This window comes from Turicibacter sanguinis (assembly GCF_013046825.1).
Lineage (GTDB): Bacteria > Bacillota_I > Bacilli_A > MOL361 > Turicibacteraceae > Turicibacter > Turicibacter sanguinis.
The window spans coordinates 1195496-1213032 of sequence record NZ_CP053187.1; the positions used below are offsets into that span (position 1 = coordinate 1195496).

Annotated in this window: 15 protein-coding genes and 1 riboswitch; of the genes, 12 read left to right on the plus strand and 3 right to left on the minus strand. The window is 33.2% G+C overall.

Going from position 1 to position 17537, the window contains the following annotated elements:
* Positions 1 to 192: 192 nt before the first annotated feature.
* The 10 genes from HLK68_RS05845 (at position 193) to HLK68_RS05890 (ending at position 11908) form a co-directional block, all read left to right on the plus strand.
* Positions 193 to 894, plus strand: coding sequence for an ABC transporter ATP-binding protein (locus HLK68_RS05845; RefSeq protein ID WP_006784492.1), 702 nt, complete (start codon positions 193 to 195; stop codon positions 892 to 894).
* A complete protein-coding gene (locus HLK68_RS05850; RefSeq protein ID WP_132942675.1) occupies positions 894 to 3272 on the plus strand; it encodes an ABC transporter permease in 2379 nt (792 codons plus the stop codon). The genes HLK68_RS05845 and HLK68_RS05850 overlap by 1 nt, the downstream gene beginning before the upstream one ends.
* Before the next feature lie 126 nt (positions 3273 to 3398).
* Positions 3399 to 3932: a bifunctional pyr operon transcriptional regulator/uracil phosphoribosyltransferase PyrR gene (gene pyrR, locus HLK68_RS05855; protein WP_132942674.1), complete on the plus strand. Its 534-nt coding sequence runs from the start codon at positions 3399 to 3401 to the stop codon at positions 3930 to 3932.
* 752 nt (positions 3933 to 4684) lie between these two features.
* Entirely contained in the window at positions 4685 to 5629 is a 945-nt protein-coding gene (locus HLK68_RS05860; protein ID WP_055164393.1) for an IS30 family transposase, read from the plus strand.
* Between the two features lie 304 nt (positions 5630 to 5933).
* On the plus strand, positions 5934 to 7022 hold the full coding sequence (gene mutY / locus HLK68_RS05865; protein WP_006784495.1) for an A/G-specific adenine glycosylase: 1089 nt from the start codon (positions 5934 to 5936) through the stop codon (positions 7020 to 7022).
* Positions 7023 to 7078: 56 nt separating this feature from the next.
* Positions 7079 to 7179: riboswitch (TPP riboswitch) on the plus strand.
* 81 nt (positions 7180 to 7260) lie between these two features.
* Positions 7261 to 7869, plus strand: a complete 609-nt coding sequence (thiT, locus tag HLK68_RS05870) for an energy-coupled thiamine transporter ThiT (protein ID WP_132942683.1) — start codon at positions 7261 to 7263, stop codon at positions 7867 to 7869.
* A 293-nt stretch (positions 7870 to 8162) separates the two neighbouring features.
* The gene (locus HLK68_RS05875) at positions 8163 to 8363 is read left to right on the plus strand and encodes a cold-shock protein (RefSeq protein ID WP_006784497.1); all 201 of its coding nucleotides are present in this window, start codon (positions 8163 to 8165) and stop codon (positions 8361 to 8363) included.
* A 105-nt stretch (positions 8364 to 8468) separates the two neighbouring features.
* Entirely contained in the window at positions 8469 to 9566 is a 1098-nt protein-coding gene (locus HLK68_RS05880) for a helix-turn-helix domain-containing protein (protein WP_132942684.1), read from the plus strand.
* A gap of 121 nt (positions 9567 to 9687) precedes the next feature.
* Positions 9688 to 11457 carry a glycoside hydrolase family 13 protein gene (locus HLK68_RS05885; RefSeq protein WP_132942685.1) on the plus strand — a complete coding sequence of 590 codons (1770 nt, stop codon included), beginning with the start codon at positions 9688 to 9690 and terminating at the stop codon, positions 11455 to 11457.
* Positions 11458 to 11557: 100 nt separating this feature from the next.
* A complete protein-coding gene (locus tag HLK68_RS05890) occupies positions 11558 to 11908 on the plus strand; it encodes an SdpI family protein (RefSeq protein WP_006784500.1) in 351 nt (116 codons plus the stop codon).
* An 82-nt stretch (positions 11909 to 11990) separates the two neighbouring features.
* Here the strand turns inward: HLK68_RS05890 and HLK68_RS05895 are convergent, their stop codons facing one another.
* Together HLK68_RS05895 and HLK68_RS05900 are read right to left on the minus strand one after the other, a co-directional pair.
* On the minus strand, positions 11991 to 13160 hold the full coding sequence (locus tag HLK68_RS05895; protein WP_132942686.1) for a sensor domain-containing diguanylate cyclase: 1170 nt from the start codon (positions 13158 to 13160) through the stop codon (positions 11991 to 11993).
* A 204-nt stretch (positions 13161 to 13364) separates the two neighbouring features.
* Positions 13365 to 13529 carry a hypothetical protein gene (locus HLK68_RS05900; RefSeq protein WP_170837666.1) on the minus strand — a complete coding sequence of 55 codons (165 nt, stop codon included), beginning with the start codon at positions 13527 to 13529 and terminating at the stop codon, positions 13365 to 13367.
* A 176-nt stretch (positions 13530 to 13705) separates the two neighbouring features.
* On the opposite strand from HLK68_RS05900, the gene HLK68_RS05905 reads away from it, so the two are divergent.
* Positions 13706 to 14506, plus strand: coding sequence for a Cof-type HAD-IIB family hydrolase (locus HLK68_RS05905; protein ID WP_132942687.1), 801 nt, complete (start codon positions 13706 to 13708; stop codon positions 14504 to 14506).
* Between the two features lie 47 nt (positions 14507 to 14553).
* Here the strand turns inward: HLK68_RS05905 and HLK68_RS05910 are convergent, their stop codons facing one another.
* A complete protein-coding gene (locus HLK68_RS05910; RefSeq protein ID WP_055165208.1) occupies positions 14554 to 16026 on the minus strand; it encodes an alpha-L-fucosidase in 1473 nt (490 codons plus the stop codon).
* 523 nt (positions 16027 to 16549) lie between these two features.
* On the opposite strand from HLK68_RS05910, the gene HLK68_RS05915 reads away from it, so the two are divergent.
* The gene (locus tag HLK68_RS05915; RefSeq protein WP_132942688.1) at positions 16550 to 17536 is read left to right on the plus strand and encodes a LacI family DNA-binding transcriptional regulator; all 987 of its coding nucleotides are present in this window, start codon (positions 16550 to 16552) and stop codon (positions 17534 to 17536) included.
* The last annotated feature ends 1 nt before the right edge of the window (position 17537 follow it).

Consider the following 17537-nt stretch of genomic DNA (forward strand, 5'->3'; position numbering starts at 1 on the left):
GCACCTCATTTTTTATCTTTTTCATTTTAGCACAATAATGAGTAGGATACCTATAGGTTTTCATCAGGATAGAGTGGTTGTATTGCTATTATTTGAATTTTAAGACAATTAAAACTATTAAAAGTATAAAATTCCTTTTTATGCTAATACTTTTAATATGCAAGATGCTAAAACTGAGGTAGGTGAGTCATTGTGTTAATTTCTATTCGTGATGTTTCAAAAAGTTATAAAGTTGGTGAAATTCAAACTGATGCATTAAAGAATATAAATCTCAATGTAGAACAGGGAGAATTTGTCGTGATCTTAGGTCCATCAGGATCAGGGAAGTCAACACTTCTTCATGTTAGTGGAGGACTTGATGAGGTAAATCAAGGAGAAATTTTGGTGAATGGCCAACAGATTACAAATATGACCTCATCACAACTGACTTGTTTTAGACGTCAAGAGTTGGGATTTGTATTTCAACAGTATAACTTGATGCCAAATATGACTGTTCTTGAGAATGTAGAGGTTGGGGCAAGACTTAGTCAAAATCATTTAGATGTTCATGAAGTTTTAAAAGAAGTTATGCTAGAGGAGTATGTCGGACAATTTCCATATCAATTATCAGGTGGACAACAACAACGTGTAGCAATCGCACGAGCAATTGCTAAAAATCCATCTATTTTATTTTGTGATGAACCAACAGGGGCTTTAGATGAAGAAACAGGAAAAACAGTTCTTGAAGTGTTACAACGTATTAATGAAGAATTTAAAACAACGATTTTCTTAATTACGCATAATTTAGGAATTGCAGAGATTGCTGATAAAGTTGTAAGAATGCGTTCCGGAGAAATTATTGATGTAACTCAAAATCAAGATAAAAAACGAGCTAAAGAAGTGAGTTGGGTATAATGATATTTAAAAATGTATTAAGGACGATTCAGCAAAAGCCATTACAATTTTTTTCATTGATGATTCTCATTATGATGTCTTCTTTTACATATGTTTCATTAGAAACGGCAATCTCATCTGTTTCTTATTTTTTAGATGATTATGCCTCAAAAACAAATCAGGAAGATTTTTTAGTTGTTCTTTCCTCACCAACAGAACAGGCTATTCGTTCGATGATTGCACAAAAAGGAGTTAGTGTATCTGAATTAGCGAATTTAAGTAAATCTGAAATGATGAAACAGTATGAGTATAGTTTAGTTGATTATTATGAGGATAAGGTAGCGGCACTTGGTGAGCGATTTAATGCAACGATTGAAGGCCGATTTTATCGCGATGTCGTCCAAGAAACCGATGATGGAACCTATACTTATCGAGTTGTAAAACAGACTGATTCGGTAAATTCAACTTATGTTGTAGCAGGTAAAATGCCTGAAAGTAGCTCGGAGATTGCAGTATTTAAACAATATGCAGATGCTAATGATCTCGCACTCGGAGATTCAGTTAAAATGAATGATGCTGAATATCAAATTTCAGCATTTATTGCAGTACCAGATTATATTTATCCTGTTTTTAGTTATGATAATCCGCTTTATGAAGCGGATCGTGAAACCATTGCGGTTGTCACAGATGATGTCTATGATACACTTTCACAAAAACAATGGGTTTTATACAGTGGTTATTTTAATGATGATGTGGATGTTGAAGAAGAAGTAGAAAAGATGGCTGGGATTTCTGGGGTTTCTCACGTGTTAAGCAAAAATCAAAATGTCCGTATTAGCACTGTATCTGGCGAGTTAATCGGAAATAAATTACTTTCTGCTACGTTTTCATCATTACTCTTAGTCATGTGTGTGGTTGTCATCGTTTTAATTTTGAAAAAAAGAATTAATGCAGATCGTATGCAAATTGGTGTTTTAAAAGCGATGGGATATAGTCGTTTAACAATTAGCTTAAATTATTTAACGTATCCGCTAATTGCCGCTTTATTTGGAACAGTTATTGGAAGTTTATTTGGTATTGGAGTTTCAGGTTATATTTCTTCTTCGTATATGGTGCATTATGTTGTGCCAAAGATTAGCACTTATTTTACGCCCCAAATTTTACTTGGGGGCATTGTTTATCCTATATTAATGGTCGCAGTCTCAAGTTTTATCATTTTATTGTTTTTACTTAGAGAAGCTCCACTAGATTTAATGAAAGAAAGCAGTCATTTAAAATTATCTAGAACTTCAAAAATTCTAGCGAAGCTATTATCTCCGTTATCATTTGAAACTCGTTTTAAATATTCTCTAGCTTTTAGAAACATGGGGAAAATTTTATCATTATTCATCATCGTATTTGTAGCGAGTATTTTCTTAGTTTTCGCTTCTATAGTATTTAAGTCAGTTGAAAATATTGTGGATAAAGCATTTGGTTCTGTTAATTATAATTATCAAGTTAAGTATAGTAAGTTAATAAATGAACCGCTGGGCATTACAGAAAGTCCGTTTATTGAGTATAATGCAATGCCTCTTAGCATGAAAAATAGTGAAGGAGAAGTGATGTTTGATGTCACAACTTCTTTTGTTGTCTATGGTATTGATAGTTATAACATTATTAATCCGTTATATAACGCAGCGGGTGAAAATATTACAAGAAAATCTCAACAAGGTTTAATTATTAATGAATTTATCGCAAGGGCCTATTCTTTAGAAATTGGCGATGTGCTAACGTTTGAAGCAAAAAATAAACAGATTAGTTATGAGGTTGTCGATGTTGTAGACCACTATAATGGTCCGATGATGTATGTAGATATGAACTTATTAGCTGATGATTTACACTTAGTCGAAGGATATTATAATGGAAAATGGACTGGGGATAGACCAAGTACAGAAGAAAATATTTCTTATATTTTTTCAATTAACGATTTAGAGCGTAATATTGAAATTGGAATGGAAATGATTCAAGTTTCTTTAAGTATCATGCTCATTATCTCAGTCGTGCTTGGAAGTATTATTATGATTGTAATTACTAACTTTATAATTGATGAAAATCAAAAACAAATTTCTATATTAAAGGTAATGGGATATACGAAAAAAGAAGTTTCTAAAATGGTTTTAACAATTTATCTACCATTTGTAATTGTTGCTTATTTAATTAGTATTCCAGTCACTCGTGGGACGATAGATTATATAATGAATCAAATTGCAGCTAGTCTTCCAATGGCGATTCCAACTGATTTTACGATGATACAGGCTATAAGTGGATTATTCATTATTTTATTTACCTACTTTATTGCAATGGGATGCTCAAAAGCTCAACTTGATCGTATTTCGTTACATGAAGTTCTTAAATATTAAGTTAAATAATTTGTTGAAATATTCAAAAACATACTATATTATGATATTCTAATGATAAAAGGCCGTTTATCACAAAGTTATGAAATGTGATGAGAGAGTTTCTAAGTAGAAGGAAGGGGTCTCTTGATGGAAAAAGTGTTATTTGATCATGATACGATTACGCGATCATTAAAACGTATCGCACATGAAATTTTAGAAAAAAACGACAATTTAAATGATGTTGTTATTATAGGAATCCGTACACGTGGAGCTTACTTAGCTCAACGATTAGTAAAGTTAATCGAAGTTTTTGAAGGGGTAGAAGTGCCACTTGGTGAATTAGATATTACAAAATATCGCGATGATATTACACGCGAAATGAAAGAAGTCATTATGAACCAAAGTTCAGTTCCAATGATGTTAAATGGAAAAACGGTTATTCTAGTTGATGATGTTTTATATACAGGACGTACTGTACGCGCCGCTTTAGAAGCTGTTTTAGAATATGGGCGCCCTAAAAATATTCAACTCGCAACATTAATCGATCGAGGACATCGCGAACTTCCAATTCGTGCAGATTATGTAGGTAAAAACATCCCGACTTCTCATAAAGAAGTAGTTAAACTATATCTAACAGAACTTGACGACAAAGATGCCGTAATCCTATCAAAAGGCGAGTAATATAAAAAGCTGAGACAACTGTTTTGATACTTGGAAAAATGCAAGGAAGAGATGAAAAGGATTGTTTGAAATCCGGTCAGCACTTCCGATTTTTCTCAAGTATCAGGTTGTCGAAGCTAGATTGTATAAAAAGCTGAAAAGACCGCTTAAATGCGACTAAAAGTGCTTAGCCACCGCGTGTTTTAAAAACACAAGAGTGGATAAAACTTTATAGAGCATTTGGTCTTTGAGGCTAGATTAATAAAATCCCCCTGCATCAAATGTTTCTACCTTTCCTGTTAGTTAAGGAGAAACATTAATGCGCAGGATAATATGGATTAAAACTTCGCATAGCTCAGTTAGAGCTATCTAAAAATTTTCACGAAAAAACATAAAAAAGGTCTAAATACGAAGAATTATACATATTATGTAGAGAAGTGAGATGTGGCGTCACTTTCCCTTAAAGAGATTTTCTCTACTAGGGGGAATGAGTCATTTTCTTACCTCGATATCTCTCTTTTTGTATCATACAGTCCCTTTTGTTTTTTCAAGATTTTTAATGAAAGTTGTTAGTTGTTCAATTAGTCATTCTTTTTTGTTTCTGATTGATGGCTAACAAATAAAAAACACGCAAGTCGCTGGTCACGATTTGTGTGTTTTTTTTTAATGACAGATTGTAATATTAAGTGCGACACATAAAAAAAAGCTCATAAATAGAATCTTTGTTATAGAATGAAGTTACCACACCCAATTCTTAACAAGGAGATCTATTTATGAGTTATAAACATCTTAACACATTTGAGCGCACACGTATAGAAGTTCTTTCAAAAATGGGCTATTCAACGAGACAAATCGCTCAACAACTAAATCGTCATCATTCAACGATTGCTCGTGAACTGAAACGAAATACTCAAAAGACGTATCAGGCTGAGTTAGCAGAAGAATTAGCTGGACAACGTCGATTAAGTTGTCGTTGTCCAGAGAAGAAATCTGAACAAGTCATTCAGACCATCCAACATTATTTAAAGTTAACCTGGTCGCCTGAACAAATTTCTAATACCGTTTTAAAGGGTGTTCTTTCATTTAAAACCATTTATCGTTGGATTTATGATGAAACCATTTTGTTAGGAGATTTAAGTTGTTTAAGACAAAAAGGAAAGCGACGAAAACCACGAGAAACACGCGGACGATTTAACATTGGAACGTCGATTCATCAACGTCCCAAAGAAGTAAAAAGACGTGAAACGTTTGGGCACTGGGAATTAGATACGGTTGTTTCAAGTCGTGGAAAGAGTAAAGGTTGCTTGGCGACCTTTGTTGAACGTCAAACACGTTTTTATGTGGCCATTAAAATAGAAAATCGCTCAGCAACAGAAATGTACCGAGCGATTAGTGAGTTATATAAACTCTTTCCTAAAGACACCTTTAAAACTTATACGGTTGATCGAGGAAAAGAGTTTGCTTGTTATTCCAAAGTAGAAGCTGATTTAAAGGTTCCTGTTTACTTCGCAGATGCCTATTCGTCTTGGCAAAGAGGAAGTAATGAAAATGCCAATGGTCTTCTTCGAGAGTTTTTCCCGAAGAAGACAGATTTAGCACGAGTCAGTGACGAAGAGATTAATGAGGCACTCTGCCTCATTAATCATCGACCACGAAAATGTTTAGGGTGGAAAACTTCATTCGAGCTATTTCATGAGAAACTGTCGCATTTGTATTGACAATTCGTCTAATGCTTAAATTTATAGTATTAATTATGGAATTTTGCAAGATAAAATCATTTGTTGTCAGTATTTGTGAGTAATTAAGACTAGCATTTTGTGTTGAAAATAGATATAATCTTTATTAAAGGTAATTGTAGTTGGGGTAAAAATGCTACAATTTATCATTTAATTCCTACAAAATTTAAAAAGCACCGGTTTCCTGCCAGGTGCTTTTTCTTTGTTTAAAATGCGAATTTTGTAGTATATTGTGTTTAAATTCAGAGTGTATCTGATAGACTAATATTATAAGTAGGTGATTAAGATGACTCAAAATTATATAGAGCATTTAAATATAGAACAATTTCAAAAGGATTTAATTGATTGGTATTATATTGTGAAGCGTGATTTGCCTTGGCGTATTAATCGTGATCCGTATCGTATTTTAGTTTCAGAGATTATGCTACAACAAACTCAGGTTGTTACAGTGATTCCGTATTATGAACGTTTTATGAAGCTTTTTCCAACCACAAAGGAGTTGGCAGAGGCGGATGAGCAAACATTGTTAAAGGCATGGGAAGGATTGGGGTATTATTCTCGTGCTCGTAATTTACAAGAGAGCGCAAAGATGATTGAAGCGATGGGTGGGTTTCCAACGACTCATGAAGAAATTTTAAAGTTAAAAGGCGTTGGTCCTTATACAGCGGGGGCTGTTAGTAGTATTGCTTTTGGTATCCCGGCTCCTGCGGTTGATGGGAATGTTTTTCGAGTAATGAGTCGAGTTTGTTGTATTTTTGAGGATATTGCGAAACCTAAAACTCGTAAAGTTTTTGAATCTGTGGTGACTGACGTGATAAGTCATGAGGATCCAAGTGCCTTTAATCAAGGATTAATGGAGCTTGGAGCGACAATTTGTACACCTAAATCTCCTAAGTGTTTGGAATGTCCAGTTCAAAAACATTGCCAGGCTTTTAAACAAGGGATTGATGATTTATTACCTGTTAAAACTAAGGCGAATGCTCAAGTTAAAACTAAGTTAGTAGTGGCCATTGTTGAAAACCAATACGGTGAGTATTTGGTAAATAAGCGACCGGATAAAGGACTGCTAGCAAATTTTTATGAGTTTATGAGTTTTGAATATGATGGGACGCTAGAACCTGCTGAGTTCTTGTTAGAAAAGTTATCCCCAGTTTGTAAAAATGTTGAGTCCATTCAAGCGATTGGAACATTTAATCATGTTTTTTCACATCGAATTTGGGAAATGGAAAGTTATTCAGTTAAAGTAACAACGGATATTACCTTGAGTGATGAGGTGGCAGAAAATAGTGGATTGTGGATAAGTTCTACAAGTTTACATGAGTATCCACTTGTAGCTGCACATCATAAGATTTTATCAGAGTATGATAAGTTATAGTTTTGTCGAGTTGTTTTATTTGACCGAATAGGAAATATGTGTTAAGTTAAAAGTGTTAATGATACTAGGGGTGCCTTACGGCTGAGAGTGTAGCGATACATAACCCTTTGAACCTGAACTAGTTAGGACTAGCGGAGGGAAGTAGACAGAATTTTTATTAAATGCTATTTTAATAAAATTATATTCTTATACTTTTAATTAAGCCGTAAAGCCTCCTTATAACAGGGAGGATTTTTTTATGCAAAATTCAAAAACGAAAAAATTAGTGGAAATGAGTATCTTAGTTGCCTTAGCATTCGTGCTTGACTATGTAGCTAACATTTATTCAGGATGGTTCTGGCCATTTGGAGGATCAATTTCAATTTCATTAGTACCACTTGCCGTTATTGCATTTCGCTATGGGTGGGTAGCGGGATTTTTAAGTGGATTTACAATGGGATTGTTACAATTGCTAACGGGAGCTTATATCATGCACCCAATTCAAGTGTTATTTGATTATCCGTTACCATATGCAGTACTAGGATTTGCAGGATTCTTTGCAAGTAAGGTCAATGTGGTTGAAGTGGGGCAACGTAGTCTTTATATTTGGCTTGCCACAGGAATCGGTTCAATTGCAAGATTAGTGTGCCATATTATTTCAGGTGTCGTATTCTTCGCAGACTATGCACCAGAAGGAATGAATCCAGTTGTATATTCAGTTGGTTATAATACACCATTTGTTTTAGCATCATATATTTTGAGTGCTATTATCTTAGTTGTTTTATATAAACGTTACGCGAATCAATTAGTTCGTATACAAAAAGAAAAAGTAGTGACTCCTTCAAGTGAAACAGCTGCATCAGTATAAAAAATTAGAAAAAGAGCAATTTTAATCAGATTGCTCTTTTTTATGTAGATGAATAATACTATTTAATTCGGAGAATGTAAAAAATAAATTTTAAGATAATAAATTTAGGATACTGTTGACATTATGTATGAGAGGGTATATAATAAGAGTATGTTAAGTAGTTGTCTATAGCTTTTAAAAATCATGAAATTCACATGTTATTAGAGATTATATTCTACCACTCAATGTAATCTGTAATAATACGTGAATTTTTTTACTTTCATTACAGAAATAAAATTTTAGGAGGTACCAATATGAAAGGTACAGTTAAATGGTTTAACGAAGAAAAAGGATTTGGATTTATCACTGCAGAAAACGGAAGCGACGTATTCGTTCACTTCTCAGCAATTAAAGCTGACGGATTCAAACGTCTTGAAGAAGGACAAAAAGTAACATTTGAAACTGCTGAAGGACAACGCGGACTTCAAGCTCAAAATGTTGTTGTAAACTTCTAATTAAGAGATTAATAAGAATTTATGAGAGACTTCATGTTTATGAAGTCTCTTTTTTTGTTTATCATGTATACTAGAGTTAATACTATTAAAATTGAGGGATGACTGATGCGAGATTTAAATGGATTATTAGAGAAGCAGAATTTAACGTTGCTTGGTTCATTAATTAAGGTAAATCGAATTCGTCAAAATATGAGTCAGCAACATTTAGCACAGGGGATTTGTGTGCCTTCTTATTTGAGTAAGATTGAGAATGGGGAGGTTGTCCCAAGTCTTGATATTATTGAGTCTTTGTTTGATGAGCTTGATATTAGATACTATAGCGATTCAAATTTTTTAAGAGAAAGTCGAGAGTTAATTGATGAGTTTTTTGATGAACTGAATTTAAATGGTTTTGTGAAGTCTGGTGAGATTTTTGAACGATTAGTAAAGCAAGAGGATAAGTTTATTCATTCTCCTTTGATTGTTGACTATTATTTAGTCCATTTTGCGAAGTTTTGTTCAACATCTGAGCGTGATAAGTTTGATGAGGTATTGATGATGATTCAATCTATTGAGCATTTATTAACGAATCATCAACGATTTAAGTATTATTTTTATTTAGGGTTAGATCAGTTGCTTTATTATCGCGATGCGACCTTAGCACGCGATTTGTTATTAAAGTCTACTAATTATGAAACAACAGGGCATTCTCTTTTGTATTTGGCGATGGCTTATTATAAGTTGTCGAGTTACTATGAAGCATTTGAATTTGCTGAAAAGTCGTATCAAACTTATTTGGATGAGGGAAATTTAATTGGGTTGATTGGCTTTTATCATTTTAAGGCGGTACTTTGTTATAAGGTAGGGAGTACTGAGCGCGCACTTAGACAGTATGAGCGCTCTGTGACTTATATGAAGAAGTTGAATCGTTTGGAGTTTTTGAAGGAGGCACAGGAGGGTCAGACTTTTATGTTAAATCGATTGAATCAGTCGGATGAGCCTTTGGTGATTGAGGATACAATTACCTCACAAATCTTAACGCTTTGTGAAAATGGGGATAAGTCACAGCTTGATGAACTTCAAGATTTAATTACGAAATATAAGGAACAGGGAATGTCTAACTTATTGTATGATGAATGTTTATATGAATCAGTTATAAAGTTTTATGTACGAAATCGGATGTATAAAGACGCTTATTTATTAACTGGTGAGAATCATTTGTGAGAAAGTCTTACTTTTAAAAGGTCTTTAATATAAATTTTAGCCCTTCATTTCTCATTGGCAGTACGATGAATATGAGGACTCTTTTTTGTATAATGAAGAAGTAAGAAGGGGGCAGCTAAAAATGATTAAACAAGCAATTTACCACCGTGCAAAAAGTGCGTATGCTTATGCATATGACAAAGAAACGCTTCATATCCGTTTAAGAAGTGCTAAAAATGATATAAAGTTAGTCAAGTTACTTGGAAATGATCCATATGATTGGCAACCTAATGAGAAAGGTGAATATGAATGGTGCTTAAAATCAACGCCAATGATAAAACAACATTCAACATCAGAGTTTGATTACTGGTTTATTGAAATCAAGCCAACGTATCGTCGTTTTAAATATGGATTTATTTTAAATGATGGGATAGAAGAATTATTATTTATTGAGCGTGGATTTTTTAGTGTTGAGGATGAAGTAATTAAGAAGGATGTTAATAGTTATTTTGCATTTCCGTATTTAAATGCTGAAGACGTATTTAAGGCACCAGATTGGGTACGTGATACGATGTGGTATCAAATTTTTCCTGAACGTTTTGCAAATGGAGATGATTCAATTAGTCCTGAGAATGTTCTTCCTTGGGGAGAGGGGGAAGTGACGATTGATTCTTTTTATGGTGGTGACTTGCAAGGAATTGTGGATAAGTTGGATTATCTGCAAGAGCTTGGAATTAATGGACTTTATTTAACTCCGATTTTTGAATCACCGTCTACTCATAAGTATGATACGGTGGATTATTATAAAATTGATCCTCATTTTGGAGATGATGCTATTTTTAAAACGTTAGTAAATGAAGCTCATCAGCGTGGAATGAAAGTGATGCTTGATGCAGTGCTTAATCATATGGGATATCATTCACCTCAGTGGCAAGATGTTGTGAAAAATGGTGAGCAGTCAGTATACAAAGACTGGTTCTTCATTCATGAGTTTCCAGTTGTTGATGAGGAAGGGGCTCCGATTATCGGAACGTACGAAACTTTTAGCTTCACACCGTATATGCCAAAGATTAATACAAATCATAAAGAGGCAAAACAATATTTAATTAATATCGCATTGTATTGGATTAAGGAGTTTGGGATTGATGCCTGGCGACTTGATGTTGCCAATGAGATTTCTCATGACTTTTGGCGTGATTTTAGAAAGGCTGTTAAAGAGGCGAATCCCGATTTATATATTGTAGGAGAGACTTGGCATGATTCTTATGCCTGGCTTTTAGGCGATCAATTTGATGCGGTAATGAATTATCCATTAACGAAAGCTATTTTAGAGTTTGTGGCGACCAATCATATCGATGATCAAGGTTTTGTTGATACAATTGTTGAGGCACTTTATCGATATCCTGCTAATGTGAATGACGTAATGTTTAATTTACTCGATAGTCATGATACACCACGTCTTGCTACTTTAGCTGATGGATGTGAAGGTAAAATCAAGCTCGCTTATTTATTACTTTATTCGTTAATAGGGTCTCCGTGTATTTTTTATGGATCTGAAGTGGGACTTGAGGGGGATAATGATACTCGTTCACGTCAGTGTATGATTTGGACTGACGCTGCTTGTGAGATGCCTTATTTTACGCATTTAAAGCGTTGTATTGAGTTAAGAAAAGAGTATTCTGGGAACTTAGAGTTTATTTATCATCATCAAAATACGTTAATTTATAGAAAGTTTGATGAACATCATAGTATTTATTTTATTATTAATAATAATCCTTATCACATAACGATTCCATTAATCCCTGAGCTAAAAAATAAGGAAGTTCATGAGTTGTATGGAAATCAGATTTTGTCATTTGATGAGACAGTAAGTTTGGATTCATATGGTTTTATGGTTGTGAAGGCACGCTAAGGCGTGCTTTTTTGTTTGAATTTGAAAGTATTTAAGGGTTAGGTCCATTCTCGTGGTATAATGTAATGGAAATATATTGATTTTAAAGGAGGTAGGGGTTATGCTAGAGTTTTCTGTGTTTATTGTTGGATTACTTTCGATGTTAATTGGTGTGGTTAATGTTTTAGAGTCAGACCAAGATATACGAAGGTTTGGATATCGAGTTAGATCAGTTTTACAAACAAAAGAATCATGGCAGTTTGCGAATAAAGTTTTTGGTGTGATGTTAGTTAGTATGGGGGCAATTGCTCTTGTGATTGGGATTATATTAAATTCATATATTCGATTACTGAGTCCTTTTGAGGTTGTGATGATTAATGTTTTGGAGTTAGTTGTGATTGTATTAATTTCAATGGCTGTAACAGAGATTAGAGTTAAACAATTATTTAATAAAGAAGGAAAACAAAAATAATATGATTGATGTAATAAGTTTAATAAAAAGGCCTACACTTAATTAGAGATAATTAAATGTAGGTCTTTATTTTGATTCAATTTTATTTCTTAAGATATAATTCGCCGTCAATGATACATTGATTTTGTCCTATTTTTTTAGATTCATTTAAAAAATGAGAAGCTTTATTATAATTAATTTCCTTTGAAGTTGTTCTATCTATTTGACAGGCACCGACATTAATCGTTATTTTTGGTGTGATGTTAATTTGATCTAGGTCAGAAAAAATATGACTAATAAACTTTTCAAGATTTTTTTGATTTTTATCCGTAAGAGAACAAAAGATACTTCCATCTAATCTGAAAAATAGCTCTTCTGAATAATTTAAAAGGATTTTTGATAATATTTTTAAATATTCGTCACCTTGTTGATAGCCATATAAAGTATTAATTAAATCAAGATTACTGAATTCTATTAATACTAAATAGTAATTATATTTAGAATCTTCAAAGATATTATTATAAACGGTATTAAATTTTCGGCGATTATACATTTGAGTTAAGGAATCTTCTACTGATAATTTAGTCATATTGATTATTTCTGTTATATCCTTGGCTACACATAACACGCCTTGATTTACCTTTTGTTTTAGTACCTGATAAGAGCGTCCTAAAAATACTTCAACGCCTGAGTAAGAACCGTGTAATAAAGTATCATTATCTCCACATTTACATTGATAATATAATTCTTCAGAAAGAATTCCCTTACGCACTAAATCCCAATCATTTAATCCTATTAGCTCATTCTCCTTAAGACCGACAAAGTCTAAATAACTTTGATTCGCGATAACATAGTTTAAATTCTCATCTTTAAAGAACATATAATCTTTTGAATGTTGTATCAGTTCAGTCAATAGCTCTTTTTTTCTATCATTAGAAAAATTAATGGATTTTCCCTCAACTAAGAATATGTTTTCGTGTCGGATAATTTTTATTATTAAATGTTGATCTGGTATTTGATAATAATTTGGAATGGTAATTTTCTTAATTGGAGAATGGAGTGAAAAATCTTTGATTTGCTTACTTAATAAACAAAATAAGCAAAGCTCTTTTTGACAATTTAGATGATGCAAGGACTCACCTAGGATGCTATCTTTATTTATATTAAAGATTTCTTCTGCTACTTGATTCGCATAAATAATTTTAAATTCATTATTAATAACTAATATTCCTTTAGATAAATGGTCTAGTATTTTATATTCTGAGTTAGACATGGTAATCACTTCCTAAATGATTTCTTTTATGAAATTCTAACACAAAATAAAAACGTTTTAAATAAAAATACTTTAATAGTATTTATATATACGTAGAAAATACAGAGGAAATTTAAATAGGTAATATATCTGTTATACATTCTTCATATTTGCATGACTTTTAATATCTATAAAGAGTATACAGATAAAATAAAAAAGAAGATTTCATTTAAAATCTTCTTGAGAATCGTGATGTGATGTTTTGGTGATGAGAGAATAAAGTTTTAAAAAAGTATAAGTTAAAAGTGCTAAGACGATTGTCAACATAATTAATTCGATTGCAATAAATGTAAGAGCCTCAATCGGTGTTTCGATAAATTCGGTATTCATTGCTATCACCTCTTTAACCTCATTATGTCACAGATAAATTTTTTCATTCAAAATGACTTTTAAAATTTAGATACCAATTATTGTTACGTGTCGAAGAAAGAGTTTAAGTGTAGATTAAATGTCTTTTTTGTAGTATCCTATGTTTATCAACATTAGTTTGTAGGAGGATGGCCAGGATGGAGATTAAGGTTGCTTTTTTTGATGTAGATGGAACGATTGTGGATAATCATTCAACGCATTCGCATAGTTCAGATATGGAGTTAGTACCAGCGTCAACGATTGAGGCGATTAAATTATTAAAAGAGAATGGAATCACGCCTTTTATTGCAACAGGACGTTCTCCATTTATGATTGAAGATTTACTTGAGGGATTAGAAATTGATAGTTATATTTGTACGAATGGTCAATATGCTGTGATGCATGGTAAAGTGATTCATGAGGCACCTTATTCAGAAACTTTACTTGATGAAATTGTAGATGTTTCTAAGAAGCATGATATTCCACTTTTATGGATGCCAGCAGAGCATTATATTTTATCAGGTGCCAATCAAGAACTTTTATTATCAGGACTTGAAGCCATGAAGTTGCCTTATCCTAGAATTCAAACAGATTTAGAAAAACCTGATTTTAAGGTGTATCAGATGGTAGCGGGAGTTACAAAAGAGAATGAGCATTTCTTTGAGTCAATTAAAGAAATTCGCATTGTTCGTTGGCAAGAAAATGGCGTTGATTTATTACCGTTACATGGTTCAAAAGCAACTGCTATTCAAACGATTTTAGACAAAATCGGGTTGAAACCTGAGAATGCAATTGCGTTCGGAGATGGCTTCAATGATATTGAGATGTTGCAAGCAGTTGGAATGGGTGTTGCAATGGGGAATGCTCATAAAGATGTTCAAAAGCATGCTAACTATGTCACAAAACCAGTTCATGAAGATGGAATCTACCATGCTTGTAAACATTTTGGGTTAATTTAATCATATAAAAAAGCATTAGCCGATATCAGGTTAATGCTTTTGATTTTTTAGTCGAGAATAATTTTGAAAACAACAGGGAGCTCACTATGGATAGTAGTTGTACTAATCTCAAGGGCATCCGTACTATGATTCCATTTGATTTCCCCATCAAATCCTAGCGCAACAATATCTTTGATAATACCGTGGAAGCATGGGACGAAACAAGGATCTTTTTGGGCAAAAGAGGTGAGTTTGACTTGTCCATTTTCAGGATAGTTTAGGACCGTTGCGTAGATGGCATTGTTGTTCACGGTGTATCTAATATCCTTAGGAGTGAACTTTTTGCTCGTTGCATCTGAAAATTGTCCTTCTGATACTTCGGTTGGACCTTCTGATGCGTACCGCCAAACCTTAGAGTCGTAAATGGCCTCGCCGTTGACTTTTAGCCAGTCTCCAATTTCGAGTAGGAGTTTTTTATCTTCTTCTGGAATTGAGCCATCTCCTTTTGGTCCGATATTTAATAGTAGGCATCCGTTTTTACTCACGATATCCACAAGGTCACAAATGATTTCGTTTGCTGTTTTATAGTCATTATCCTCAGTATATCCCCAAGAGTTTCTTGCAACAGACGTACAACTTTGCCATAAGTTTGGTTTTGGTTCATTAAATTGACCACGTTCCATATCGATAACAGCACTACCAAACATGAACGCATCATTTTTATAGTTAATGGCAACTTCTTCATTCCATTCATGCGCACGATTGTAGTAGTAAGCAGCGAATTTTTTGAGGTAGGGTTTAACAGCATGATGTTGAATCCACCAGTCAAAGTAAATGAGTTTAGGACGATATTTATCAACTAATTCACAACATCTGAGTAACCAATCTTCCAAAAATTCTTTTGTTGGGGTAGGTTCACTAAATAAATCATAGTGATCAGGCTCAGGCATGGCAGGCCAATAAAAATCGCCACACGCTAAAGGATCATGTATATCACTATCAAATTTTTTCCCCTCTCCCATGAAAAACCAATGCTCAATTCGATGAGATGAGGCACAGGCTTTAATACCTCGTTTTTCAAATGCCTGAGATAATTCACCTAAAATATCACGTTTAGGTCCCATTTCATATGAGTTGAATGGAGAGAGATCACTTTTATACATTTGGAATCCATCGTGATGTTCGGCGACAGGCATGACATATCGCGCCCCAGCTTTTTCAAATAAGTCTGCCCAAACTTCAGGATCAAATTTTTCAGCCTTAAACATCGGAATGAAATCTTTGTACCCAAATTCTTTTTGCGGCCCATATGTTTTAATATGATGCTCGTACTCTTTACTACCTTGAATATACATATTTCTTGAATACCACTCACTTCCAAATGCCGGAATAGAATATAGCCCCCAGTGAATAAAGATTCCGAACTTCGCTTTTTGATACCACTTTGCTACGTCGTATTGTTCAAGAGATTCCCACGTGTCTTTGAATGGTCCTTGTTCAATGACTTTATCAATTAGTTTAAGATAAGACTGTTTGTCCATATTGATCCCCCCTTTTATAGCGCTATCATCATTATATGAAAAGCGAATATAAATTTATATGGATTTTTATGACAAGATTAATATCTAGAGAGGATTTTATTTGAAAAATAATCTTAATTCACTAAAAGAGGATATTCCAGTCTATAGGGTATATAATTACTTATTAGTATAATGATGACATGGAAAGTTTTTCTTCTACATCAATTCGTCTTTTTCTACATATTTTATACAAAGTATTTTAGTATTATGAAAAAGTAATGCAATGAAAAAAAGAGTCATAAAGCTTTGATTTATAACATAAGTTGTAGAGAAGTATGTTTAAACCATCACTAAAAAAAGAACCGATAGGGAGCTATCGGTTCTTTTTTTGTAGGAATCAGGATACGATCTAATATTTTATAAATTAGATGGTATTTATTTTTGTTCTTCTATTTAATTAGCATATCAAAGTAGCAAAATATAATCTATAATTAAAGAGATAAAACTGTTTTAATTTTTAGTAAGGGTTATTAGGAGGAGAAGGATGAATAAAGCCTTAACAATTAAAGATATAGCTGAAATCGCTGGGGTAGCGAAAAGTACTGTATCTCGTTACAATGGCAAAGTGAGTGAAGAAACAAAGGAAAAAATCAGGAGAGTTATTGAAGAGCATAATTATGAACCAAACGCTTTTGCACAGAGTCTAAAAGCAAAAAAAACAAAATTTGTTGGAATCATAGCCCCTGGGTTAGATTCTATTGTTACATCAAAAGTAATTATGGCCATTGATACAACCTTAAGAGAAAATGGATACAATCCATTAATTATAAATACTAGTTTACGAAAAGATTTAGAAATTGAAAGTATCGAAAATTTAGCACGATTAAAAGTAGATGGAATTATTTTAGTAGCGACCGAAATTAAAGATGCTCATCGAGATGTAATTAGTCAGTTAAAGGTTCCATTTTTAATGATTGGACAAGTCTGTGATGGAGTTACTTCAATTGTTAATGATGATTATCATGCAGGGTTTGAAGTAGGGAGATATATTCAAGAGATGGGGCATCAGGATGTTATTTATTTGGGCGTATCAAAAGATGATACTGCGGTAGGAATAAATCGTCGTAATGGGGTTTTGGATGGATTACGTTATCAAAATAATTTGATGAATATTCGTATAATGGAGTCAGATTTCACAAGTGAACTTTCTGAGAAAATAGTCAACGATGCTTTAAAAGATAGTAAACCAAGTGCAATTATTTGTGCTACAGATCGAATAGCATTAGGGGCTAGAAAAGCTATTCAACGACATAATTTAAGTGTACCAGAAGATATATCACTTACAGGTTTTGGAGGATATGATTTGGCAACTTTAGTTACACCACCTTTGACGACAATTAAATTTGAAAATGAGAAAACAGGACACTTAGCCGCTGAAACGATTATAGACCTAATGGAAGGAAGAGATGTTGCAGAACTACAGGTTATTGGCTATCAGTTAATCAAATCAAAAAGTGTAAAGCATAAATAAA